A 23,439-nucleotide genomic window follows, 5' to 3' on the forward strand; every position below is an offset into this window, starting at 1 on the left:
GCCGGAAACCGGCAGACTCTTTGAAAAGCTTGACTCAAAAATAATTATCTTTTGAGGTTGTAGAAGGATTTCAGGCCGTTGTATTGAGCCAATTCACCCAGTTCATCTTCGATACGAAGCAATTGGTTGTATTTAGCGATACGGTCTGTACGGGAAGGAGCACCTGTTTTGATTTGGCCGGCATTGGTTGCCACAGCGATATCAGCGATGGTGCTGTCTTCGGATTCACCGGAACGGTGAGAGATAACTGCAGTGTAACCTGCACGTTTAGCCATTTCGATAGCATCGAAAGTTTCAGTCAAAGTACCGATTTGGTTAACTTTGATCAGAATGGAGTTACCGATACCTTCTTCGATACCTTTAGCCAGACGCTCAGTGTTGGTTACGAACAAGTCATCGCCAACGAGTTGGATTTTGTTGCCGAGTTTCTCGGACAGCAATTTCCAGCCTTCCCAGTCATCTTCGGAGCAGCCATCTTCGATGGTGATGATTGGGTATTTATCAGCCCAAGAAGCGAGCAGGTCAACAAATTCAGCTGGTGTGAAGGATTTGCCTTCGCCTTCCAGGTGGTATTTGCCATCTTTGAAGAACTCAGTGGAAGCAACGTCCATACCAAGGAATACGTCAACGCCTGGTTTGTAACCGGCTTTTTCGATAGCTTCCATGATGGAGGACAATGCATCTTCGTTGGAAGTGAAGTTAGGAGCGAATCCGCCTTCGTCGCCAACTGCTGTGTTCAGGCCTTTAGCTTTCAGTACCGATTTCAGAGCGTGGAAGATTTCAGCGCCTGTACGCAGTGCTTCTTTGAAGCTAGGTGCGCCAACTGGCAGAACCATGAACTCTTGAACGTCTACGTTATTGTCGGCATGTGCGCCGCCGTTAACGATGTTCATCATTGGTACTGGAAGCTGTTTAGCGTTGAATCCGCCCAGGTATACATACAAAGGTACATCCAGAGCTGCTGCAGCAGCGCGGGCTACGGCCATGGATACAGCCAGAATTGCGTTAGCGCCGAGTTTGCCTTTGTTGTGAGTACCGTCCAAAGTGATCATCAATTTGTCGATGCCCAGTTGGTCAAGAGCGTCCATACCGATTACTTCAGGAGCGATGATTTCATTTACGTTCTCAACAGCTTTCAGAACGCCTTTGCCCAGGTAACGGTTTTTGTCTTCGTCACGAAGCTCTACAGCTTCATGAGCGCCAGTGGAAGCGCCGGAAGGAACGATAGCGCGGCCTTTAGCGCCGGATTCCAGATAAACATCAACCTCTACAGTAGGGTTACCGCGGGAGTCGAGGACTTCGCGAGCGTACACATCAGAAATAATAGTCATGTAAGTTAATCTCCTTTTATCATGGGTTTTGGTAGTGATGGTGAAGCTTAAATCCTGCTTATTTACGGCTGGCGATCATGGATTGTCCGGTCATTTCCGCTGGTTGCGGAAGTCCCATCAGATCCAGAATCGTCGGTGCCACATCAGCAAGGATACCGGATTCGCGCAGTACAACATTTTCAGTAGTTACGATGAAAGGAACCGGGTTGGTAGTATGAGCCGTGAACGGACGTCCGTTCTCGTCAAATACCATATCCGCATTGCCGTGGTCGGCAATGATGATTGCCACACCGCCTTTGGCTACAACGGCATCCACAACTTTACCCACACATTCATCCGTCACTTCAACAGCCTTGATTGTTGGCTCCAGCATGCCGGAGTGTCCAACCATATCAGGATTCGCGAAGTTAAGGATAATAGCATCTTGTCTATCCGCTTCGATTTCCGCTACGCAGGCCGCCGCCACTTCGTATGCGCTCATCTCAGGCTGAAGATCATAAGTTGCTACTTTAGGAGAGTTGATCAGGATGCGGGTTTCCCCAGGAAGCTCTTCATCGCGTCCGCCGCTGAAGAAGAAGGTTACATGCGGGTACTTTTCAGTTTCCGCAATACGCAATTGCTTCTTGTTCTGCTGTACCAGCACTTCACCCAAGGTATTATCCAGGTTCTTCGGTGAGTAGGCCACGAAGCCCTGCACCGTTTCGCTGAATGTAGTCAGACATACGAAGTGCAGGCCTTGCGGGAACAAAGGACCCCGGTCAAAACCACGGAAATCCGAGTTGGTAAAGACTTGGGACAGCTGAATCGCGCGGTCAGGGCGGAAGTTCAGGAACACAACGGAATCGCCGCTTTCCACTACCGCAACCGGCTTGTCGTTGCTGTCTACGATAACACTAGGCTCAACGAATTCATCATACACGGAATTCTGATAGGAGGCTGTGATCGCCTGCAGGGCATCGGTATATTTCGGACCTTCGCCATATACCATAGCACGATAGGCTTTCTCTACACGCTCCCAGCGTTTGTCACGGTCCATTGCGAAGTAACGCCCGGATACCGTAGCAATCTTACCTACGCCAACCTCTTCAATCTTGGCTACGAGATCCTGAACGAACTTTTGTCCGCTGTCAGGAGGTACATCGCGGCCGTCCATGAATGCGTGAATATACACTTCGTGCATATCTTCTTTCTTGGCCAGATCAAGCATGGCAAACAGGTGGCTGATATGACTGTGTACGCCTCCGTCGGAGACCAGCGCATACAGATGAAGCTTTTTGCCGGTTGATTTGGCGTTTCTTACAGCAGCAACCAGCGTTTCGTTATCAAAGAATTCTCCGTCACGGATAGACTTGTCAATCCGGGTCAAATCCTGATATACGATACGTCCGGCACCGATGTTAAGGTGTCCGACTTCCGAGTTACCCATTTGTCCTTCCGGCAGACCTACAGCTTCGCCGCAAGCGGTCAGTGTGGTATTCGGATATTGTTTCAGGTAACGGTCATAGTTAGGCTTGTTGGCTTGAGCAACAGCGTTGCCTTCAGTCGTATTGCGCAAACCGAAACCGTCCATGATGATTAACGCTACAGGTTTTGGTGCTGACATTACTTCGCCCCCTCAACGAGTGAAACAAAGGAAGCTGGCTGCAGGCTGGCACCGCCGACAAGAGCGCCGTCGATGTCGCTTTGACTCATGTACTCCGTTACATTCTCAGGCTTCACACTGCCGCCGTATTGAATACGTACAGCTTCAGCAGTTGCTTCATCATACAGACCTTTTACAAGGGTACGGATATAAGCAATAACTTCGTTGGCATCCTGGGAAGTGGAGGATTTGCCTGTGCCAATGGCCCAGATAGGCTCATAGGCGATAACCACCTGAGCAGCCTGTTCGGCACTGAGACCGGCAAATGCAGCTTCGGTTTGAACTTTGCACACATCTTTTGTTTGATTAGCTTCCCGCTCTTCAAGCTTTTCGCCTACACAAACAATTGGAGTGATGCCGTGACGGAATGCCGCATGCATCTTTTTGTTCACGATTTCGTCCGTTTCGCCAAAATAAGCGCGACGTTCGGAGTGCCCGATGATAACATACACAACGCCAAGGTCCTTCAGCATTACACCGCTGATTTCACCTGTGTAAGCTCCGTTATCTTCGAAGTGCAGGTTTTGTGCACCGATCTTGATGCTTGTGCCTTTTACTGCTGCTACCAGTGCTGGCAGGTTAGTAAATGGAGCGCAAACAACAGTCTCTACGCCTGCTACTTTTGCTTGGCCTTTGACTTCAGCGATGAAGCCTTCTGCTTCCGGAACGGTTTTGAACATCTTCCAGTTCCCGGCGATAATAGGTGTTCTACTCATAGTAATGGATTGCCTCCTTCTACCGTCTACGTCTTACTTGTCGTTCAGTGCTTCTACGCCAGGAAGTGCCTTGCCTTCCATGAACTCGAGTGATGCGCCGCCGCCAGTGGAGATATGATCCATTTGGTCAGCCAGGTGGAATTTCTCTGCTGCAGCTGCGGAATCACCGCCACCGATTACAGTGTAACCTTCGGTTGTCGCACAAGCCTGCGCTACAGCCTTTGTACCTTCAGCAAAGATGTCGATTTCGAACACACCCATAGGTCCGTTCCATACAACCAGCTTGGAGTTTTTGATGATATCGGCATAAATTTCACGAGTTTTAGGACCGATGTCCAGACCTTCCCATTCAGCAGGAATGTCAGTTGTATCAACAATTTTGGTGTTGGCGTCTGCGCCGAACTTATCGGCTACAACTACGTCAACCGGAAGTACGAAATTTTTGCCCAGTGCTTTAGCCTTCTCGATAAATCCAAGAGCGACATCAAGTTTGTCGTTGTCTACCAAGGAATTTCCGATTTCGAAGCCTTGAGCTTTAGTGAATGTATAAGAAAGGCCGCCGCCGATCAGTACATTGTCAGCCAAAGTCAGCAGGTTGTCGATAACGTCGATCTTGTCTTTAACCTTGGAACCGCCGATGATGGCAGTGAAAGGACGCTCAGGGTTCGAAAGAGCTTTGCCCAGAACAGACAATTCTTTCTCCATCAGAAGACCGGATACAGCCGGCAGGAAGTGAGCGATGCCTTCAGTCGAAGCATGTGCACGGTGAGCTGCGCCGAATGCGTCGTTGACGAACAGGTCAGCCAGTTCCGCGAACTGCTTAGCCAGTTCAGGATCGTTCTTTTCTTCACCCGGATAGAAACGGACATTCTCAAGCACAAGTACATCACCGTTGTTCAGTTCAGCAATTTGTGCTTTAACAGCATCGCCGATCGCTTCATCAGCTTTGGCAACTGGTTTGCCGAGCAGCTCGGACAGACGTACAGCAGCACCGGTAAGGCGCATGGAATCAACGAATTGACCCTTAGGACGGCCCATATGGCTGGCCAGAATGACCTTTGCACCGTTCTCGATCAGGTATTTAATCGTTGGAAGTGTTTCGCGGATACGTGTATCATCAGTGATTTTACCGTCTTCCACTGGCACATTGAAATCGACGCGTACAAATACGCGTTTGCCTGCTACTTCTACATCACGGACGCTCTTTTTGTTCATGATTAGTTTCCTCCACACCCATATTGGTTCACTCACGAATCCATTTAGAAAGAGCGGAAACAAGGAACTTCTGTTTCCGCTCTATAGATGCTGCTTATATAAAAACGATCTTATTGAGCAAGTTTAGCGAAGTGTTCCAAAGTGCGAACGAGTTGTGCAGTGTAAGACATTTCATTGTCGTACCAAGCAACAGTTTTAACCAGTTGTTTGTCGCCAACAGTCAGGACTTTAGTTTGTGTTGCATCGAACAGGGAACCGAAAGTCATGCCTTTGATGTCGGAAGATACGATTTCATCTTCAGTGTAGCCGTAAGTTTCTGGATCGGAAGCTTCTTTCATTGCTGCGTTCAGCTCTTCAACAGTAACGCTCTTGTTAAGAACAGTAACCAGCTCAGTCAGGGAACCTGTAGCTACAGGCACACGTTGAGCAGCTCCGTCAAGTTTGCCCTTCAGATCTGGAATAACCAGGCCGATGGCTTTAGCAGCACCGGTAGTGTTAGGGATGATGTTCTCAGCAGCAGCACGGGCGCGTCTGAAGTCGCCTTTAGCGTGTGGAGCATCAAGAGTGTTCTGGTCACCAGTGTAAGCGTGGATAGTTGTCATCAAGCCTTCAATGATACCGAACTTGTCGTTCAGCACTTTTGCCATTGGAGCCAGGCAGTTAGTTGTGCAAGATGCGCCAGAGATAACTGTTTCAGTACCATCCAGAATGTCATGGTTAACGTTGTAAACGACAGTTTTCATGTCGCCTGTAGCTGGAGCGGAAATAACTACTTTCTTAGCTCCGCCTTTCAAGTGTTTCTCAGCTGCTTCTTTAGTTGTGAAGAAACCTGTGCATTCCAGCACGATGTCAACACCGAGGTCGCCCCAAGGAAGTTCTTCAGGGTTGCGGTTAGCCAGAACCTTAACTTCTTTGCCGTTCACTTTGAAGAATCCGTCGTGAACTTCAACTTCACCCTGGAATTTACCTTGAGTTGTATCATATTTAAGCAAATGAGCAAGCATCTTAGCGTCAGTCAAGTCATTGATTGCTACCACTTCGATACCTTCTACATTTTGAATACGGCGGAATGCAAGGCGTCCAATACGTCCAAAACCGTTAATACCAACTTTTACACTCATTGAATAGTTCCTCCTAGATTTCGTTTTATTTATTCAAGACAGGCCGTTAAGCTTGTCAAGACAACAATGTTAAGTATAATGCAAAATAACTGCGAATGCTCTCCAGAAACTGGATGCTATAGGATCTGCTGTATTTGTGTGTCGATTTCTTTGCCGATTTCGACAGCCGCTGCCTCGTCTATGACGAGTATGTCCTCTTGCCCAAACCGCAGCATCGCATGGATGGCCTTCGCCTTGCGTTTGCCTCCGGCGATTCCGATGACAACTTCCGTCCGGATAATATCCTCCAGTCGCAGTCCCATCGTCAGCATGGTATGGACTACCTGGCCGTCTTCATTGAAATAGTAGCCGAACGATTCGGCAACCGCGCCTTCTTCCTGTATTTCCGAGACCGTAGCCTCATCAAGCTTACGGCGGTGGGTCATTTCAATGGCATCGCCAATTCCATGAACAATAATACGCGATCTGCGGATGATTTGCACGATTTCTCCAATATTGGAGTCCAGCGCCAGCGATTGATAAGCATCTCCGCTGAGCAGATCGGGCACATGCAGCAGCCGATAATTGGCTCCAAGCCGTTTGGCCATCGTCGAAGCAATGGTATTGGCCTGAATCTCCATACTTTCCCCAAGTCCTCCGCGCGCCGGAACAATCCAGGCGTTCTTATAGGAATGGGATAACGGCGGTGTCAGCTGATCGGCCATTTCGGCCAGTGTCGAGCCGCCGGTGACAGCAATCGTATCGCCTGCACGGAGCACACCCAGCAACGCTTTGGCGCCTGCCCGGCCCAGCTCACGTTTGGTAAACAGCGATGTCTCACAATCGCCAGGCACTACTATGACTTTACTAAGACCGTACGTTGAGCGAATCTTCTCTTCCAGATCATCCAGGCCGAACAAGCTCTTGGCGATCGGCTCCAGCAGGTCAAGCAGTCTGCGCCCGGCATCGCTGATGCGCATGCCGACACTCTCGATCTCAATGAGCCCTTGCGATTTCAGAAGATCCGTCTCGGCGCGCAGTACCCGCTCAGTCATATCAAGCGAAGCGGCGAGCGTCCTGCGTCCGATAATATCGGACAGCATGATCTGATGTAGAATCGTGTACCGTCTCTTAAGGGTTTCCATGAGATCAGGCAGAAGCTGCTTTTGGATTTCTAATAAATTACGCATGCTTTCACTCCTGCAACTTCGTCTTTCTCTATTCCCTTGTTCGTGGTCTCAAAATGTCCCGGGTTAACTTTTTAAGTCCCACCCATATTCTACCCAAATATTACGTGGAGTGCAAGTCTTCCGAGAGTATAATTCTCAACCTCTTTTCATCTTATACATCTGCCAAGCCATGTAAGGGGCTGAAAGTCTTGTGCTGGCCGCACAAACGCCCAAACTGTATACTTCCGGCCGGGCTGAAAATGAGGCCACAGAGATCCGGGAAAAGATATTTTCCAAACAACAGGATGAATCCATTGCATTTGCATAATAAGTGTATTATAATAATTTCTGTTGCGCCCGTGGTCCAATGGATATGACGTAGGCCTCCGAAGCCTGAGATCCAAGTTCGATTCTTGGCGGGCGCGCCATTATTTTCTTATTTGTCTATAATTTAGCAGCACCCATACTATTGATTAACCAAAGAGCCAGGTGATGGCTCTTTTTTTTTGCAACTAAGTTTGACTTTCTTTGACTTTTTGTTTGAATTTGTTTATCATGTGGTTAATACGGTAACAGTAAAAATGAACACATTCGAAGAACCAATTCAAGGAGGTTTTCCACGTGAGTTATATTCCTATGGTAGTAGAACAGAGCAACCGCGGTGAGCGCGCTTATGACATCTATTCCCGCCTGCTGAAGGACCGCATCATTTTCCTTGGAACGGAGGTTAATGACGTGGTAGCCAATTCCATCATCGCGCAAATGCTGTTTCTGGCTGCCGAGGATCCGGAGAAGGATATTCACCTGTATGTAAACAGCCCTGGTGGCTCCATTACAGCGGGTATGGCTATATTTGATACAATGCAGTACATCAAACCGGATGTATCGACGATTTGCGTAGGTATGGCCGCTTCGATGGGAGCTTTCCTGCTGAACGCCGGTGCCAAAGGCAAACGTTTTGCACTCCCTAACAGCGAAATTATGATTCACCAGCCTCTGGGTGGTGCTCAAGGTCAGGCAACGGACATCGAAATCCGCGCCCGCCGCATCCTCAAGCTGCGCGACAAGCTGAACCGCATTCTATCCGAGCGCACAGGACAGCCGCTGGAACGGATCGAAAAGGATACCGACCGCGACTATTTCATGAGTGCAGCTGATGCAGCTGAATATGGTATTGTCGATAAAGTTATCGAGAAGACGCTGCCTGCCGGCGTTTAATACAAGCAACAACAAAGAGGCTGGTTGGGACCACAAAGTGATCCCCGCCAGCCTCTTTTGCTGTTTTATAGTTCAGGTACATTATTCTATTGATGAAGAATTACCCCAGACGCCCATACCCCAACGTGTCCAGCTTCCCGGCGATAACACGGTAACCTCTTCCGTTAGGATGCAAATGATCAATTGACAGCAGCCCCCGCTCGTTGCCGGCAAACTCATTATATATAGAGGCGAACCGGCATACCGGGCTGCTATATCCCGCAGCATAGCGGTTAAACTGCCGCACCCAATCCGTCGCTTCTGTCAACTGGGGATAGGGGTTATACAGTCCTACTATTCTGATAATATAGGGTCTCCGCATGCCCGCCTTCAACTGCGAAAGCGTGCCCATAATGTCATTCAAATTACGCTTGCATTCCCGGAGCGCTTTTTGCAGTACCGGAGCCAGATCGCCCGGCCGGCCGCCCGCCGCTTTGGCCGCCTTGATCAAATCGTTGCCGCCAATGGACATCGTAATCAATTCAGCCTCGCTGATGGCAAGCCGATAGTTGTAATCCCCCTTCAGCCTCTGCTCCAATCCATCTGTGGTCAAACCGTTGACTCCCAAATTGGATAATTCGATCGGTACCCGCAGCCGCGCCTCGGCCATCCGGCGGTAGACCGGAACAAACCCATTGCCCGGCAGAGCTCCAAATCCTGTCGTTAACGAATCGCCAATCGCCGTATACTGAATACTCATCGTTACTTTCCCTCCCCGCTCCTAAGCTGGTTTCTCCTTTAGCTTATGAACGGTTAGGTGATCCGGTAACGGAGAAATGTCCGTATCCGGCATTGGCGGATTCGCAGCCCGGTCACTGTATTTACTTCAATGCGGCAAATGGACCGCTTCCGCTGGGGAGCAGCTCCTTGAACGTGAAAGTAAACTCAGGGAATCCGGCAGCATATGCAGTGTATTCATACAACTGGAAGAAAAGGACCGCCTTGCCGTCTTTCAAATAGAAATCCTTCTCCGTATTCAGGCCGGTAAAGCCGCCAAGATACCCGCCATTTGCTTTCAGCAGCTTCGCCAGCTTTGCATTAAGCTCTTTTTTATAGTTGGGGTTGGCACCGAATAAATCTCCAAGCAATAGCTGCTTTCCGTCCTTGAGCGAGAAGGTAAAGGCATTGCGGAAGGTCATTCCATGAGCGCCGCCGGTATACCCATACTGGCTGGTCACAAGGCTGAGCACCCCGTCCTGATTGTACGTAACCACGTATCCTCCTTCGTATTCATAGGGGCGGTCATCTTTGGCTCTATTGGCAATTTCCTTCTCAGCCCCTTCCGCATACTTGAGGAACGTCTGCTTAAGGGTATTATTAATCGCTGCCTGCGCCTTGGCATTGTCCAAACCGCTGATTTGCGGGTAATCCAGCTTAATCGGCGCGTCCTTGTAGTCCTTGCTGTAAGTTTCAGTCGTTACCGTAATTGGATTTTGTGTTTTCTTCATCACATTTAACCGTCCGGAGGCAGCATTCCAATCCCCCTTATAGCCCAAATAATCGCTGAGCAGATCAAAGGGCACATACAGACGGTTATTTATAATCTTGCCTTCAAACTCTCCCAGGAAATAATTATTGACCGAGATGGAGGTGCCGTAATCGGAGACCATCAGCTTGGTTCGTGTAATTCCATTTCCGACCGTATAAGTTTTCTCCGTTTTATCATAAGTCAACGGCATACCCAGAGTATCACGCATAAAAGCAACCGGCACCCATACTTTCCCTGCGCTTACGATCCCGGTATGCTGTGAAATCGTTCCGTTTGTTTTTAATACAACCAGTGATGAATTGACCTTAGCCTGTGTCTTGGCCGCTGCGGCCTGGCTCGTCTCTGCAGGCAGAAGAGCTCCGCCCAGCAGCAATCCTGCTGCCATTAATCCTGCGCCCCATTTAAGGGCCTGTTCTTTCGACATATACTTCATACTTTTTTCCCCTTCCACTGGTACGATGATTGACTCTTCCCATTATAGAATAAACAGCAACCGTGGTTGTTACAACGCTCCTTACAGTTTCTTAAAGTTTCCCTGCAAATATTACGAGTCTTATTACATTAATTTAAACAAATTGAGAGATTTCACACCTGCTTCTATACTTCAAAAGCAAAAAGAGACGTTGCCTCCGCCATCACAGCGGAAGCAACGCCTCACCCGTTGCTTACTTATTTCAGCTCATACATTACACTAAGCTGGGTGGATACTTTAACCTCTCCCGCTTCAACCGAAGTGCCTGCAGCCATATCAGCCGATGCTTTGGACATTTGAGCGCTCTCCATATAGACAACCGGGTTATTACCATCATCGTTCTGGATAACCGTTACGACCTGGCCCAGACTGCGTTTGGCCACTTTGGCAATCGCGGCTGCCTTCACATCCGCATTAGCCATTGCTTTCTCAATAACCTGTGCTTCGAATGCAGAAGGATCCTCGATGGCAAACCGTGCACTTCCGATGCTATTCGCTCCCGCGGTAGAAGCGGCATCCAGCAGTTCCCCGACCTTAGTCAGATCACGATAGGAGACTTGCAACGTGTGCTGGGCGTTATAACCCTTAACCTGTTGACCGTCTTTTTCAGTGTAGGCGTAATTAGGCTGCACATAAAATTGGGTACTCTGAATGTCCTTATCCGCGATACCCCAGGTTTTTTTCAGCAGGTTGGTCAGCTTAGTGATTTTGGCTCCATTGGACTTCTGTGCTTCTTCAGCTGTTGCAGCAGAGGTGCTGACGCCGATTGACAGATATACGATATCCGGCTTGATCGAAAGCTCGCCTTTACCTACAACACTAACGACATTTCTCTGCACGTCCTCAGCAGCGTAAGCCTTTTCAGGAGCCTGAAGCACTCCACTTAACGCCGTACCCCCTACCAATAAACTTCCCGCCAGCAATACGGTACCGACTGTTTTACCCCATTTCTTCATCCTTGCCATCCCCTTTCATTCTCCAAAAATTGTTGGTACCCTCTAGACGGAACTGCTTGGCAAAAGTTGCATATCCCCCAACGCTTCTGAAGAAAAAATTTGCAGAGGCTACATTCTGCCTGCATTTCACGTCTCAATCCAAAACCTCTGGATCACGTTGCCGTCCTCTTCGATGTATGAACTATCCTCCAGCCCGCCGTTTCTGCGGATCGTCCGTTCGGAAGCGATATTGCTGTCATCGCAAACGACAAGCGCTTTGGTAATCCCAAGCCCACCCGCCTTCAGCAAGGCCTGTCTCAGAAGCTCGGTTGCCAATCCCTTGCGCCGCTCAGAGCGAAGTATCCCATATCCAATATGTCCCCCGCTCTGAAGCAGTTTCTCAGTCAGGCGATGCCTTATATTTACTGCACCCACCACTTTGGAATCGGCATTCACCAACCAGTATGTAGAACTAGGTACCCAGCCTTCTTTAAGATTTACGCCATCCGCGTTATCCTGCAAATACCGGACCATAGCCGCGAAGTCGGTAGGATCAATGCCAACTACCCAAGGAACGAACATCTCTCCGCCTGCCAGCCATTCCTCATAAAATGCCAAGTACTGCGGCGCCAGCTCTACTGTCGGCTCTGCTAAAGTCACCTGATTGTGCATGCTCATTCTCCTTGTAGTTTCATCAAATTCAAATTTCCTAAACAAGGTAATAAAAAAAGCCCGCAAAGGGGCTTTTTAAACTGGCTGTCTCCCGGAGAGGGAGAGCAGCAACGTTTCTGGTGTACGAATAAGTAAGACCTTGCAAAATTATTGGTTCTCAAGCTCTTCCTTGCTTACAAGACTAGTCAAAGCGGTTACAGCTTGATCCGCATCGGCGCCATCCGCGCTAATATAAATCTCCGTGCCGGAACTGATCGCCAGGCTCATAATGCCCATGATGCTTTTGGCGTTAACCTTTTTATCGTCTTTTTCCACGAAAATCTCCGACGAAAACTTGTTAGCTTCTTGCACGAACAATGCTGCCGGCCGAGCGTGGAGCCCCGTCTTCAACCGTACAACTACCGGGTGCTTTGTCATGAAACGCTTACCCCCTATTTGAGATCTGCCCAAAAATTTCACATTAATTTTATAATATTATATCATTATAACCTCATCCACACTAGAAAAAAAATAATCAGCTTCCCCGAACCTTATCAGCCAGCTCGTCAATTTTGCGCAAACGGTGGTTTACACCGGATTTGCTGACCGTTCCCTTCAGCATCTCGCCCACTTCCTTGAGGTTGATGTCCGGGTGTGCCAAACGGATTTCAGCGACCTCGCGCAGCTTATCCGGCAGGCTTTCCAGTCCCACTTCACGCTGCAGCAGCTTGATGTTCTCAATTTGCCGCACCGCAGCGCTAATCGTTTTGTTCAAATTCGCCGTTTCACAGTTGACGATCCGGTTCACGGAGTTGCGCATATCGCGCATAATCCGCACATCCTCAAATTTAAACAACGCTTGATGCGCTCCAATCAGACTGAGAAATTCAATGATTTTCTCGCCTTCCTTGATATATAGGATAAAGCCTTTCTTGCGCTCTATGCAGCGGGCGTTCAGGTGAAATTCTCCAGCCAGATCCACCAGCGCTTTACAGTGCTCCTCATACATGGAGGCGATTTCCAGATGGTAGGAAGAACCCTCCGGGTTGTTGACCGATCCCCCCGCCATAAATGCACCACGCAGATATGCGCGCTTACAGCAGTTTTTACCGACGATTTCCTTGTCGATCCCATCGGTAAAGATGAAACCTTCGGAAACAATCCGCAAATCCTTCAGGATCTCCTGAACACGGTTTGGGATTCTTACGATATAAACGTTATTCTTCTTCAAACGCATTTTTTTACGCACGAGCAGCTCGATATGGACCTGGTAATATTTCTTAAGCAAAGAATATACCCGCCTTGCAATCGCGGCGTTTTCCGTCGAAATGTCGAGAACTACCTTTTTGCTCGAAAGCTGCACCGAACCATTCATTCGGATCAGCGCTGACATTTCCGCTTTCTCGCAGCAAGGCTGGCTCTCCACCATCGTCAGCTCTTTTTTTGTAAGGGCCGCAAAAGACAAGGGGCTCACCTCTTTCATGTTCATCCAAAAATCAAACCAGAACTATCTGGATTTCCAGTCCTTCACTAACTGGTAAATATGATGACTGAGTTTATTCGTGTCATGCCGGAGATAAGTCTTGAATAAGACCAGCTTATCGGCAATGACCTTATAACCGTTGCCGTCCAGCACATCCCGGTCAAGCAGCACCGGGCGGGCACCTTTTTCCGCATATTTGACCTGAACCTGCTCCGGAATCTCGCCATCGTTGACAATGACGTAATCGAATAAGTGCAGGCCGACATGATCATATACCGCTTGAAGATGATCACTGACCGTGTAATTATCCGTTTCACCAGGCTGGGTCATCACATTGCAGACAAAGATCTTAATCGCTTCGGATTCTACAATGGCCTCCGCCAGCTTCGGCACCAGCAGGTTGGGAAGAATGCTGGTATACAGGCTTCCGGGGCCGCAGAGGATGGCATCCGCATTACGGATGGCCTCCAGCGCCTCCGGCAGCGGTTCCACATCAGCCGGCTCCAGAAAGACGCGTTTGATCCGTCCGCCGGCCTCCGGGATTTTGGACTCGCCGGTAATAATCGTGCCGTCCGACATCTCCGCATGCAGCACCACAGCGTGCCCCGCAGCCGGCAGCACTCTGCCGCGAACGGCGAACAACCGGCTCAGCTCACGGACAGCGGTGACAAAGTCACCGGAGATATCCGTAAGCGCTGCAAGAATAAGATTGCCGAGGCTGTGTCCGGCCAGTCCTTCTCCGCTGCTGAAGCGGTATTTCATAATCTCCGCCATCAGCGGTTCTACATCAGCCATAGCCGTGAGCACATTGCGAATATCGCCTGGCGGCGGCATTTGCAGCTCGCTGCGCAGAATACCGGAGCTGCCCCCGTCATCCGCCACAGTAACTATAGCCGTAATATCAAGCGGCTTTTCCTTCAAACCGCGAAGCATGACAGACAGACCGGTACCGCCGCCCATCACGACGATACGCGGACGCTGCCCTTGTTCTTCAGCCACTAATGATCCCTTCTCTCGTTAATGCCGATCACGCTCGGAATCCCGATGGCTAACCGCTACGGATTCCGTCTCGCTAACTCCAAGCATTTTGCCCAAATATTCCGCGATCGCTACCGAACGGTGTTTGCCGCCTGTGCAGCCGATGCCGATAATAATCTGGGATTTGCCCTCCTTGCGGTATTGCGGAATTAGGAAATGAAGCATATCCAGCAGCTTGGTCAGAAACGTCTGCGTTTCAGGCCATTTCATTACATAATCGTAGACATCGCTGTCTTGGCCAGTCTTGGGCCGCAGTTGATCCACATAGTGTGGGTTAGGCAAGAAGCGGACATCAAATACGAGGTCTGCATCGATCGGAATGCCATACTTGAATCCGAACGAGGTAATGTTAACGGAGAGTGTGCTTTTTCCAAGATGCGAAAACCGCGATACAATCTTCTCCTTCAGCTGCACCGGCTTCATGCTGCTGGTATCCAGACACAGTGTAGCGGAATCCTTCAGCTCTTCCAGCATCTGACGCTCCAGCCGGATGCCGTCAAGCGGCATCCCTTTGGGAGCCAGAGGATGATGCCGCCGGCTCTCCTTGTAGCGCTGGACAAGCACAGAATCCGTTGCATCCAGAAACAGAATCTCGCAGCCGATGGTTGACTCGTTTTTGATGTAGGCCAGCGACTCCGACAAAGCCGTAAAAAACTCCCGCCCCCGCAGATCAATTACGAGCGCCACTTTGGCAATTTTCCCCTTCGACTGCTCAATCAGCTCGGCGAATTTCGGGATCAGCACCGGCGGCAGATTATCGACACAGAAGAACCCGAGGTCCTCCAGGCTTTGTACAGCAATGGTCTTGCCTGCACCCGACATACCCGTAATAATGATCAGGGTGGCACTAGCCGACGGAGATTGCTCCAATTCGGTCATTAAAGCGTCCCCTCCCTAAAATTAGTATATGAATAATTCCAGCTTATTAAGAACGCAACAAGAGACCGGCGGCCCCAATAATACCAGCGTCATTACCCAGTTCGGCAGGAACGATGGTAACGCCTTTCTGCAATGGTTCGGGAGTCAGCTTGGCGAATACACGACGGACCTCGTCAAACAGTATATCTCCTGCCTTGGAGACACCGCCGCCAATGATAAACACTTCAGGGTTAAGCACCGCAGCTACCGCCGCAATGGATTTGCCCAGATAGAACGCTGCACGGTTAACAATACGAATTGCAACTTCGTCGCCCGCTTTTGCCGCATCAAATACTTCCTTCGCCGCAATCTTCTCTACCAATGACAGAGAGGTGCGGTCCCCGCGTGCTACAGCATCATTGGCCATACGGATAATTCCCGTAGCAGAGGAAACGGTTTCCAAACAACCCATATTGCCGCAGCCGCACTGGATCGCTTCCAAGTCTGGCACTACAGAGATATGGCCCAGTTCACCGGCGAGACCGGCAAATCCTTGATACACCTTGCCGTTAATGATAATGCCGCCGCCAACACCCGTTCCCAGTGTGTAGCAGACGCAATTCTCAATCCCGCGTCCTGCACCGCTCCAGGCTTCGCCCAGTGCAGCCACATTCGCGTCATTGTCTATTTTCACAGGCTTGTTCAATCGGTTCTCCAGAATGGAGCGGATCGGCACATCTCTAAAACCTATGTTAGGCGCAAGGATGATGATTCCTTCACGAATGTTCGTAAACCCGGCAAGGCCCGCTCCTACACCGGCAAGCTGATCCCAAGAGTATGGAGAGTCCTCCACAATCTGGCGCACATACTTCTCGATGTTATCGATGACGGCATCGACGCCATCCGCAGTCCCTGTAGGACCTTCATAAGTGTGCAGCAGATTCCCCTCGGCATTGCAGATTCCAACCTTAATCGTGGTTCCACCTAAATCCACGCCAACGTAGATATTTTCAGACATGTAACAAGCCACCTTTTTCTATGCTAAAATAGTTAATCCTACGTACCCACTATAATAGAAGCTTTCTCTGCGGTCAAGGAAAGGCGACACACCCGGCTAATTTGAAAGCTAAGCCATCCAGAGCACATGAATTTATTGGCCGGGTAAGATACATGGACAATGCACATGGCATTGTTAAGAAATGCAGAGCCGGGATTAATTAGAACTAAAACAGGTTTTTACGGGTGCAAAAAAGACCTCCCGGCCTTTAGGGGCGGGAAGTCAGGTGGATTTTCCGGGTTAACCGGCGAGGAACATCTGTAGTAAATCATTCTTGTCATTATTCTGACAAAATGCGTTTTTGCCCCTCCAGCGCACGAATCGGTGCGATATTCTGTGTGAACTCCAGCGTACCCATATAGCGGCCTGCTTCATCACGGACGGCGAAATAACGGATGTAGATAAATTTATCCTTAATCGCAATCCAGAAATCCTCGGCATCCTTGCGGCCCGCCTTAAAGTCTTCCAGTAATTTCTCGACCACATGAACGCTTTGCGGCGGATGGCAGTTCTGCACCGTGCGACCTATAACCGCTTTGGTCCGGGCGAAAATCCGTTCCTTACCATGTGAGAAATAGCGGACTACATCATTCTCATCAATGAACGTTAAATCGACCGGCAGATGGTTCAGCACAGTCTCAAGTTGATGAAGCGACAGGAGGCCCGTCTCGAAACGGATAAAGCCCTGCGGACTTTCGCCTACAGTTTCACTCTGCACTGCAGCTCCTTCCGGTTCGTCAGCACGCTCAGGAATCCACTCCTGCTCCGGTGCAGTCAGGCAGAAGCCGATCTCGTCGCTTTCTCTGGCTATCTTGACCCATTCATCCTCGGTCAGCTTGTCGAGCGCCATCGGCAGCAGAATATTTTCTTCCTTAAAGATCATCTCATTTACTTCCTGGATGATGTTCGTAAGCATAACTCCGATGTCCTCGGCTTGGCCGTTATACTGGCTGAGTGCAGCTTTAGCCTCTTTTATCATCGCGCGGATGCCGTCGTCCACACCCCACATGACCTTGGTCGGGCCATAAATTCCGTATTTCTCAAGATAGGGGAACAACAGGTTCTCCTTACGGCTGTAATGCTTGTCGAGATCCAGCAGCAGGCTGAGATCCTCCAGCAGCTTGAAGATGATTTCTTCACTGTCATTCTTCAGAAATTTGCCGGCATGCAGCTCCAGGCGGAAGTTGACCAGACGTTCGATTTCACGGTTCTCCAGCTTGAAGGTATGCACGGGGTGACCAGGCTGCTCCTCCGGGTTCGAGGAACGGTGAATCTGCTCAATGGAGCCTTTGAAGATGGCCGTATGCACCGAACACAGGCGCTGGACCTCCGCTACAGGAATACCCTCCTCCGTCATCAGTGAATGCTCCATCGCGGAAATCTCCGCCACCGTAACATCGCCTACCGCTTCTGCGAAGCGTGCTTTGACCTCTTCTACACTTTTTCCGGCATGAAGTTCCTTTATAATTTCTTTGAGCATCGCCTGCCGGCGTGTCTGCTCTGGTACATCTACTTCGCGGTTGTTAATCAATTCACTCATTGGGATTCCGCTCCTTTTATCATATTGTCTTGCAGATAATCTCTATTCAAGAATCTCGAAGCCATGGCGCTGAAATGTCAGCTTTACCGCGTCCGGATTCATTTTCTTCAGTTTGATTCCTTTGGACAAGGTCATGAAACGGCCTGCGGTTTGCAGCATTCCCGGCTTGGCAATATCCTGGAAACCCAGCTCTGTCATAATGTCAATAACCTCGGGATGCCGGCTCACCAGCTCGAATATGGACTCATCCATCTTCAGCACTTTGTTCATGTGCATCTTCTCCTTACTGAGAATCCTTCTCAACAACAGCTTAGCATAGCCGATAGGGGCCAATAGTGATTGCAATCACTAAGTGAAAAAAAGATCAATCTAAAAAACCGCACATTTCTGGAGACAAAAGAAAAAGCCGGCTGGTCCCTGATTGAGGGACCAGCCGGCTTGCCTATTCAAAGGATATTTTAGAAGAAGCTGTACTTATTTATCCAGCGTTTCGCTCCAGTCATGCACCATGGTGCCCTCCAGGAACTTCTCGGCATCCATCGCCGCCATACAACCGGTTCCCGCTGCGGAGATTGCCTGCCGGTAACGCGTATCCTGCACATCGCCGCAAGCGAATACACCCGGAATGTTCGTTTCCGTCGTACCCGGATTCACCACAATGTAACCATTGGTATCGGTAGTAATCTGACCGCCCAGGAACGCTGTGTTCGGTGTGTGTCCAATGGCTACAAATACACCGTCCGCTTCCACCAGTTCTTCAAGACCTGTCTCGTTGTTGCGGACCGTCAGCCCTTTAACCCCGGCGTCGCCGACCGTTACTTCAAGCGGCGTGCGGTTAAGCGCCCAGGCTACCTTGCTGTTGTCGCGCGCCCGGTCCTGCATAATCTTCGAAGCACGAAGCTCCGGACGGCGGTGAACCAAGGTTACGCTGGAGGCGAACCGGGTTAGGAAGCTGGCTTCCTCCATAGCGGAATCGCCGCCGCCGACCACGATAATTTTTTTGCCGCGGAAAAAGAAGCCGTCACAGGTTGCACAAGTGCTGACCCCGCGTCCTACATTCTCCTGCTCACCCGGGATGCCCAAATATCTGGCCGAGGCACCAGTCGAGATAATAACTGATTCGGCCTCCAGCACACCCAGTCCATCTACAGTTACTTTAAAGGGGCGCTGCGAGAAATCCACGGATTCTACCCAGCCGTTCTTGAATTCCGCACCGAAGCGCTGCGCCTGCTTACGCATGTTATCCATCAGGTCAGGACCGAGGATTCCTTCAGGAAAGCCTGGAAAGTTCTCCACTTCTGTCGTCGTTGTCAGTTGTCCCCCCGGCTGCAAGCCTTCAATCACGAGCGGGCTAAGGTTGGCACGCGCCAAATAAATCGCGGCAGTCAGCCCGGCCGGGCCTGTTCCGATTACAATCGTTTTGTACATCACTTTGGCCTCCTTACAAGTGGGTTATTTATTTGGAAGAAACGGCTGTAGGGCTTCTCGGAAGCCAAGATGCGTTTCAGGTGAACAATATAAAGGATGCAGTATAATACTCACTTTATACTTCCTTGCTTATATTTCCTTGCAGTCATGTTGCAAGTATCTAGATATTCTCCGTTGACGAGGGCAGGGCCTCCTGCCCGGGCAAGCTCTCGGGAATATCACATTCGTTGCTGATACGGCGTGCATACCGGCTTACCATGGAGGCAGAAACCCCGTAATGCTGGGCCACCTCGCGATAGGTAATCGGCCGGTCATGCAGTTTGGCAGTCAGATATTCCAGGGCTGCGGCCCAGCCTCCCGTATGGCGGAAGTAAGGCACATCGGGATACAAATTGCTAATAAACTGCTTCCATAGGAGCTCGGCGTCCTTTTTCTGGATGGCATCATACCGCCGGTCCATCATTGCCGCCGTATGGTCCAATACCCGCTGCCAGTCTTCTTTCCATTCCGGCGGCCCCTTATGGCTTACCAGCGGAAGCTCCTCCTGGGGAGAAGCACTCGCATCCGGGCTGCTGCCGATCAGCCGCTGCAGACTGAGCAGCGCCGCCTCCTGCAGCTTATCTTCCTGCAGCGGCTCCTGCGCCAGAAGCCCGTTCAGCACCTCGGACATCTCTTCGTCCTCGATCCAGCGCAGCGCTTCGGTCACCTGCAGCCTCGTGTTGGCATCACCATAACGCAGCGCCCAGAAGAACGAAGCACGCAGCAGCGGATTGTTCCGCATTTCCTCGGTAAAGCTGTCCGTGTTGCCCTGCCACTGCTTCAGCTGCTCCTGAAATGGCAGCTGGTAGTTGTAGCTGACAAGAGGCATTGGTCTGCCCTCGGCCTGCGCCCCTTGCAGCTGTGACAGGAAGAAGCCCGGCACAGCGGATTCGGGATCCAGCTTGGCTGCCTGTCTCCAGCAGCGCAGCGCTTCATTGTACAGGCTGCTGTTGCTGGCGGCCGCTGCACAATAATGATAGAGACCGGCGTCTCCGCCCACCTCTTCATCCTTCAGCAGGCGGCGGAAATGACCATAGGCTGTTCCGTGTCTGCCCAGAATGCCCATCGTTGTGGCCATCTTGAACACATGCTCCTGATGAAACGGCACTGTCGCCTCAAGCATACGCAGCAAGACCGCCAGCTGCTCCTTGTCTCCCGCATACTGCATGAAGATGGCCATATTGCAAAGCGCATGCAGGTTGCCGGGATCCTGCTCCAGCACCTCGGACAGGCATTCCTTCGCTTTGGCAAAACGGCCCATGTAGAAGTAGGCAAGAGCAAGATTGTTATGAGCCGCCAGAAAGTCCGGCGTATTCTTAGTGATCTCCTCTAGCATCTTAACTGCCTGCGGGAACTTCCCCTCTTCCAGCAGCGTGCGGGCCCGGTCATGCTCGACCACGCCTTCACGGCTGCGGATCCGGATCAGCGGGGCAGGGCGGTTCAGCTCGTATTGCAGCAGCTCCATCAGTTCCTCGGACTCTGCCAGATATTCGCCGCTCGCATCCTCCTCGAGATACGTGACCAGCGACCGCTCGGCCTCTTCAAAACTTTCCATATTGGCAAAATTATTGGCCATATAGAAATGACATTCCGTCATTGCAGGGTCAATCTTCTCCAGCACATGGATCAAAATATCATTCGATGCTTCATAATCGCCCATCTCAGATAATATACCCGCCATGTTGCAATGATTCACAGGGTTTTCCGGTTCATATTCAACAGCTTTGCGAAAATTCTTTAATGCCTTATCATATTGAAAGCGGTCCAGCGACCGTACGGCTCTTTCAAAGAAAAAATTGGCATCCAGAGTGACGGAAATAACATTACTGCCTTCCGCAACATTCTCTGAAGTTCTCTCAATCATGGAAGCAAGGCACCTCCCTTTGTAAGCTTCCTTATCCTCACGAAAAATAGGAGAGCGGCGCCTTGCGGCACCCTGAGCTCCCATCTTAAGCGTTCTTTCGTTTCCATTTATGGTCCCGACTGTCTCCAAATAGTATACCACATGTGGCAGGGAGATTCTCAAGCGTAAGGGAAACCATTTGGAGGGAAAAAGCTTGCAGCCGTGAGAGGTTCACAGGAATGAATGAGAACATCACAAGTGGAAACGGCTTTGCCGTCCTTTTTAAGGACGGTACCGTTTCAGCGAGAAATAGAAGGATAAGTTATCGTGTGAAACATATAAATTCTTATATTTACAAAAAAACGCAGGGAATTAAATCCCCGCGTCTCTGAACAGCTTATCTATAGAACCGCCTTCAATGATAATGCGTGTCGCCTCAGCCAGCATAGGTGCAACGGACAACACTTTAAAGCGGTTGGAATGGTCATCCGGAAGCGCGATGGAATCCGTGATTACCACTTCATCTATATTAGGATGATCCATGCGTACAAGCGCGTCACCGGAGAATAAACCGTGAGTTGCGCATATGATGCTGTTCTTGGCTCCCCGCTCCTTCAGGCCTTCCACCACATTCACAATCGTCGTGCCCGTATCGATCAGATCCTCAATAATAATCGGTGTTCGTCCTTCAACATCGCCGATAACATGCGTGATTACCGATTCGTTATGGGCCGGACGTTTCTTGATCATAATCGCGAACGGTGAATCCAGCCGGCTGGCCAGCTTCTCCGCCATGGAAGCGCGCCCGGCATCCGGCGAAACTACCACAAGATCGGAAAGTCCCTTCACCTTCAGATACCCGCTGATCAGATCAAGCGCCGTCAGATGATCGACCGGAATATTGAAGAATCCTTGTATAGCCGCTGCATGCAGGTCGATGGTAATGACACGGGTCGCTCCTGCAGTCGTAAGCACATCCGCGACCATCTTGGCCGAAATCGGCTCACGTGGAGCAGATTTACGCTCCTGCCGGGCGTATCCGTAATAAGGCACAATGATATTCACAGTTCTTGCCGATGCCCGTTTGGCGGCATCAATCATGACAAGCAGCTCAACGAACAGCTCATTGATCGGGTGTGCGAGGGATTGCACCAAAAATACGTCACAGTTCCGGATGCTCTCTTCATAATGCACATAAATCTCGCCGCTCTTGAAGCGGGTCAGCTTAATCTGGCCCAGCGGGGCGCCCAGACGCTCCGCAATATCTGCGGCCAGCTTCGGATTCGACGAACCGGAAAAAATACGCAATTGATGATGATGCATAGTACCCTCCTGGGGATCATAATTTATAGTTCAAACTGAACGGATGTACGGCGGCGTCCTTCGAATACCGCCAGCTCGCGGAAACCAGTGCGCCACAGCGAACTGCGCGCCTCCTGCAAGCCGTCTCCCAGCTTTGCCGGATCATGGGCGTCCGAGCCCAGGGTAAGCGGAATACCGAGTGCCAGCGCTTGCTGCAGCACATGCTCTGCCGGGAACATCTCCGCGCAGGGCTTGCTCAGCCCGGAAGCATTCAGCTCCATGGCTATGCCGCTGCTTGCAATTGCTTTCAGCGCATCCAGCTCCAGCTCCCTGACCTCAGCTTTACCTTCCGGTGTCTGCGGACCATAGCCGAATCGTTTGATTACATCCATATGTCCTATAATATCATATAATCCCGATAACGCCGACTTCCGCACAGCATCATAATACCTGCGGTATACCTCCATTACATCTTTGCCTTCCCAGCCATGGGTCTGCCGGTGATCCGTAATATCCCACTCCCCGAGAAAATGAACCGAACCAATCAGATAATCCCAAGGATAGGGCGACAAAAGCTCGCGAATCTGTTCTTCATAGCCTTCGATATAATCGGCTTCCAGCCCCACCCGCAGCTCAATTTTACCGCGGTAGCGCTCCTTCAGCGTCAGGCATTCCTCCACATAACGCGGAAGCTCGGCAAGCGGCATGGCCATTTCAGGATAATAGGTCTCCGGATTGACATGAATGAGCGGCAAATGGTCGGATAACCCAAGCTGCTCAAGCCCCAGCGCTATGCCTCGCTGCACGTACTCCTCCAGCTTCCCTACCGCATGGCCGCAGCGTTCATGATGGGTATGGTAATCGATATGCATGC

General features: G+C 50.4%; 22 protein-coding genes and 1 tRNA gene. 2 read left to right on the plus strand and 21 right to left on the minus strand.

Annotation, left to right across the window (positions count from 1 at the left end; genetic code table 11):
• Window positions 1–44: 44 nt before the first annotated feature.
• The 6 genes from eno to NYE29_RS09140 form a co-directional block, all read right to left on the minus strand.
• Complete coding sequence (gene eno / locus NYE29_RS09115; protein WP_038584689.1) at window positions 45–1,331, minus strand: phosphopyruvate hydratase; 1,287 nt, start codon at window positions 1,329–1,331, stop codon at window positions 45–47.
• Between the two features lie 58 nt (window positions 1,332–1,389).
• Window positions 1,390–2,934 carry a 2,3-bisphosphoglycerate-independent phosphoglycerate mutase gene (gene gpmI / locus NYE29_RS09120; protein WP_038584686.1) on the minus strand — a complete coding sequence of 515 codons (1,545 nt, stop codon included), beginning with the start codon at window positions 2,932–2,934 and terminating at the stop codon, window positions 1,390–1,392.
• Window positions 2,934–3,689, minus strand: a complete 756-nt coding sequence (tpiA, locus tag NYE29_RS09125; protein WP_340895555.1) for a triose-phosphate isomerase — start codon at window positions 3,687–3,689, stop codon at window positions 2,934–2,936. Before tpiA ends, gpmI begins: the two co-directional genes overlap by 1 nt.
• A gap of 33 nt (window positions 3,690–3,722) precedes the next feature.
• On the minus strand, window positions 3,723–4,904 hold the full coding sequence (locus tag NYE29_RS09130) for a phosphoglycerate kinase (protein ID WP_076113238.1): 1,182 nt from the start codon (window positions 4,902–4,904) through the stop codon (window positions 3,723–3,725).
• Window positions 4,905–5,014: 110 nt separating this feature from the next.
• Entirely contained in the window at window positions 5,015–6,025 is a 1,011-nt protein-coding gene (gene gap, locus NYE29_RS09135; RefSeq protein WP_076113239.1) for a type I glyceraldehyde-3-phosphate dehydrogenase, read from the minus strand.
• 116 nt (window positions 6,026–6,141) lie between these two features.
• Window positions 6,142–7,194 carry a sugar-binding transcriptional regulator gene (locus NYE29_RS09140; RefSeq protein ID WP_076113240.1) on the minus strand — a complete coding sequence of 351 codons (1,053 nt, stop codon included), beginning with the start codon at window positions 7,192–7,194 and terminating at the stop codon, window positions 6,142–6,144.
• Between the two features lie 332 nt (window positions 7,195–7,526).
• Here NYE29_RS09140 and NYE29_RS09145 point away from each other — a divergent pair.
• Both NYE29_RS09145 and clpP read left to right on the plus strand, forming a co-directional pair.
• Window positions 7,527–7,601, plus strand: a tRNA-Arg gene (locus NYE29_RS09145).
• Window positions 7,602–7,794: 193 nt separating this feature from the next.
• Window positions 7,795–8,391: an ATP-dependent Clp endopeptidase proteolytic subunit ClpP gene (clpP, locus tag NYE29_RS09150; RefSeq protein ID WP_038584671.1), complete on the plus strand. Its 597-nt coding sequence runs from the start codon at window positions 7,795–7,797 to the stop codon at window positions 8,389–8,391.
• A 100-nt stretch (window positions 8,392–8,491) separates the two neighbouring features.
• Here the strand turns inward: clpP and NYE29_RS09155 are convergent, their stop codons facing one another.
• From NYE29_RS09155 to hisJ, 15 genes are all read right to left on the minus strand, one after another.
• Window positions 8,492–9,130 (minus strand): GDSL-type esterase/lipase family protein, encoded by a 639-nt coding sequence (locus tag NYE29_RS09155; RefSeq protein ID WP_340895558.1) that lies wholly within the window; start codon window positions 9,128–9,130, stop codon window positions 8,492–8,494.
• A 121-nt stretch (window positions 9,131–9,251) separates the two neighbouring features.
• The gene (locus NYE29_RS09160) at window positions 9,252–10,352 is read right to left on the minus strand and encodes a PdaC/SigV domain-containing protein (RefSeq protein ID WP_083675845.1); all 1,101 of its coding nucleotides are present in this window, start codon (window positions 10,350–10,352) and stop codon (window positions 9,252–9,254) included.
• A gap of 236 nt (window positions 10,353–10,588) precedes the next feature.
• A complete protein-coding gene (locus tag NYE29_RS09165; protein WP_076113242.1) occupies window positions 10,589–11,347 on the minus strand; it encodes an SIMPL domain-containing protein in 759 nt (252 codons plus the stop codon).
• A 126-nt stretch (window positions 11,348–11,473) separates the two neighbouring features.
• On the minus strand, window positions 11,474–11,998 hold the full coding sequence (locus tag NYE29_RS09170) for a GNAT family N-acetyltransferase (RefSeq protein WP_340895563.1): 525 nt from the start codon (window positions 11,996–11,998) through the stop codon (window positions 11,474–11,476).
• Between the two features lie 147 nt (window positions 11,999–12,145).
• Entirely contained in the window at window positions 12,146–12,415 is a 270-nt protein-coding gene (locus tag NYE29_RS09175) for an HPr family phosphocarrier protein (RefSeq protein ID WP_019914358.1), read from the minus strand.
• A 97-nt stretch (window positions 12,416–12,512) separates the two neighbouring features.
• Window positions 12,513–13,442: a DNA-binding protein WhiA gene (gene whiA, locus NYE29_RS09180; RefSeq protein WP_076113244.1), complete on the minus strand. Its 930-nt coding sequence runs from the start codon at window positions 13,440–13,442 to the stop codon at window positions 12,513–12,515.
• A 42-nt stretch (window positions 13,443–13,484) separates the two neighbouring features.
• A complete protein-coding gene (locus NYE29_RS09185; protein ID WP_179091833.1) occupies window positions 13,485–14,420 on the minus strand; it encodes a gluconeogenesis factor YvcK family protein in 936 nt (311 codons plus the stop codon).
• A 57-nt stretch (window positions 14,421–14,477) separates the two neighbouring features.
• Complete coding sequence (rapZ, locus tag NYE29_RS09190) at window positions 14,478–15,377, minus strand: RNase adapter RapZ (RefSeq protein WP_076113245.1); 900 nt, start codon at window positions 15,375–15,377, stop codon at window positions 14,478–14,480.
• A gap of 46 nt (window positions 15,378–15,423) precedes the next feature.
• Window positions 15,424–16,374 carry an ROK family glucokinase gene (locus NYE29_RS09195; protein ID WP_038584650.1) on the minus strand — a complete coding sequence of 317 codons (951 nt, stop codon included), beginning with the start codon at window positions 16,372–16,374 and terminating at the stop codon, window positions 15,424–15,426.
• A gap of 319 nt (window positions 16,375–16,693) precedes the next feature.
• Entirely contained in the window at window positions 16,694–17,953 is a 1,260-nt protein-coding gene (locus NYE29_RS09200; protein WP_340895569.1) for a DUF438 domain-containing protein, read from the minus strand.
• A gap of 42 nt (window positions 17,954–17,995) precedes the next feature.
• Window positions 17,996–18,223 carry a DUF1858 domain-containing protein gene (locus NYE29_RS09205; protein ID WP_340895572.1) on the minus strand — a complete coding sequence of 76 codons (228 nt, stop codon included), beginning with the start codon at window positions 18,221–18,223 and terminating at the stop codon, window positions 17,996–17,998.
• A 204-nt stretch (window positions 18,224–18,427) separates the two neighbouring features.
• Window positions 18,428–19,381 carry a thioredoxin-disulfide reductase gene (gene trxB, locus NYE29_RS09210; RefSeq protein ID WP_340895574.1) on the minus strand — a complete coding sequence of 318 codons (954 nt, stop codon included), beginning with the start codon at window positions 19,379–19,381 and terminating at the stop codon, window positions 18,428–18,430.
• 160 nt (window positions 19,382–19,541) lie between these two features.
• Window positions 19,542–21,284, minus strand: a complete 1,743-nt coding sequence (locus NYE29_RS09215) for a tetratricopeptide repeat protein (RefSeq protein WP_340895578.1) — start codon at window positions 21,282–21,284, stop codon at window positions 19,542–19,544.
• Window positions 21,285–21,635: 351 nt separating this feature from the next.
• Entirely contained in the window at window positions 21,636–22,586 is a 951-nt protein-coding gene (locus NYE29_RS09220) for a ribose-phosphate diphosphokinase (RefSeq protein WP_038584636.1), read from the minus strand.
• A gap of 23 nt (window positions 22,587–22,609) precedes the next feature.
• Entirely contained in the window at window positions 22,610–23,437 is an 828-nt protein-coding gene (hisJ, locus tag NYE29_RS09225; RefSeq protein WP_076113248.1) for a histidinol-phosphatase HisJ, read from the minus strand.
• Window positions 23,438–23,439 lie beyond the last annotated feature (2 nt).

This window comes from Paenibacillus sp. FSL M7-1046 (assembly GCF_038007405.1).
GTDB lineage: Bacteria > Bacillota > Bacilli > Paenibacillales > Paenibacillaceae > Paenibacillus_AQ.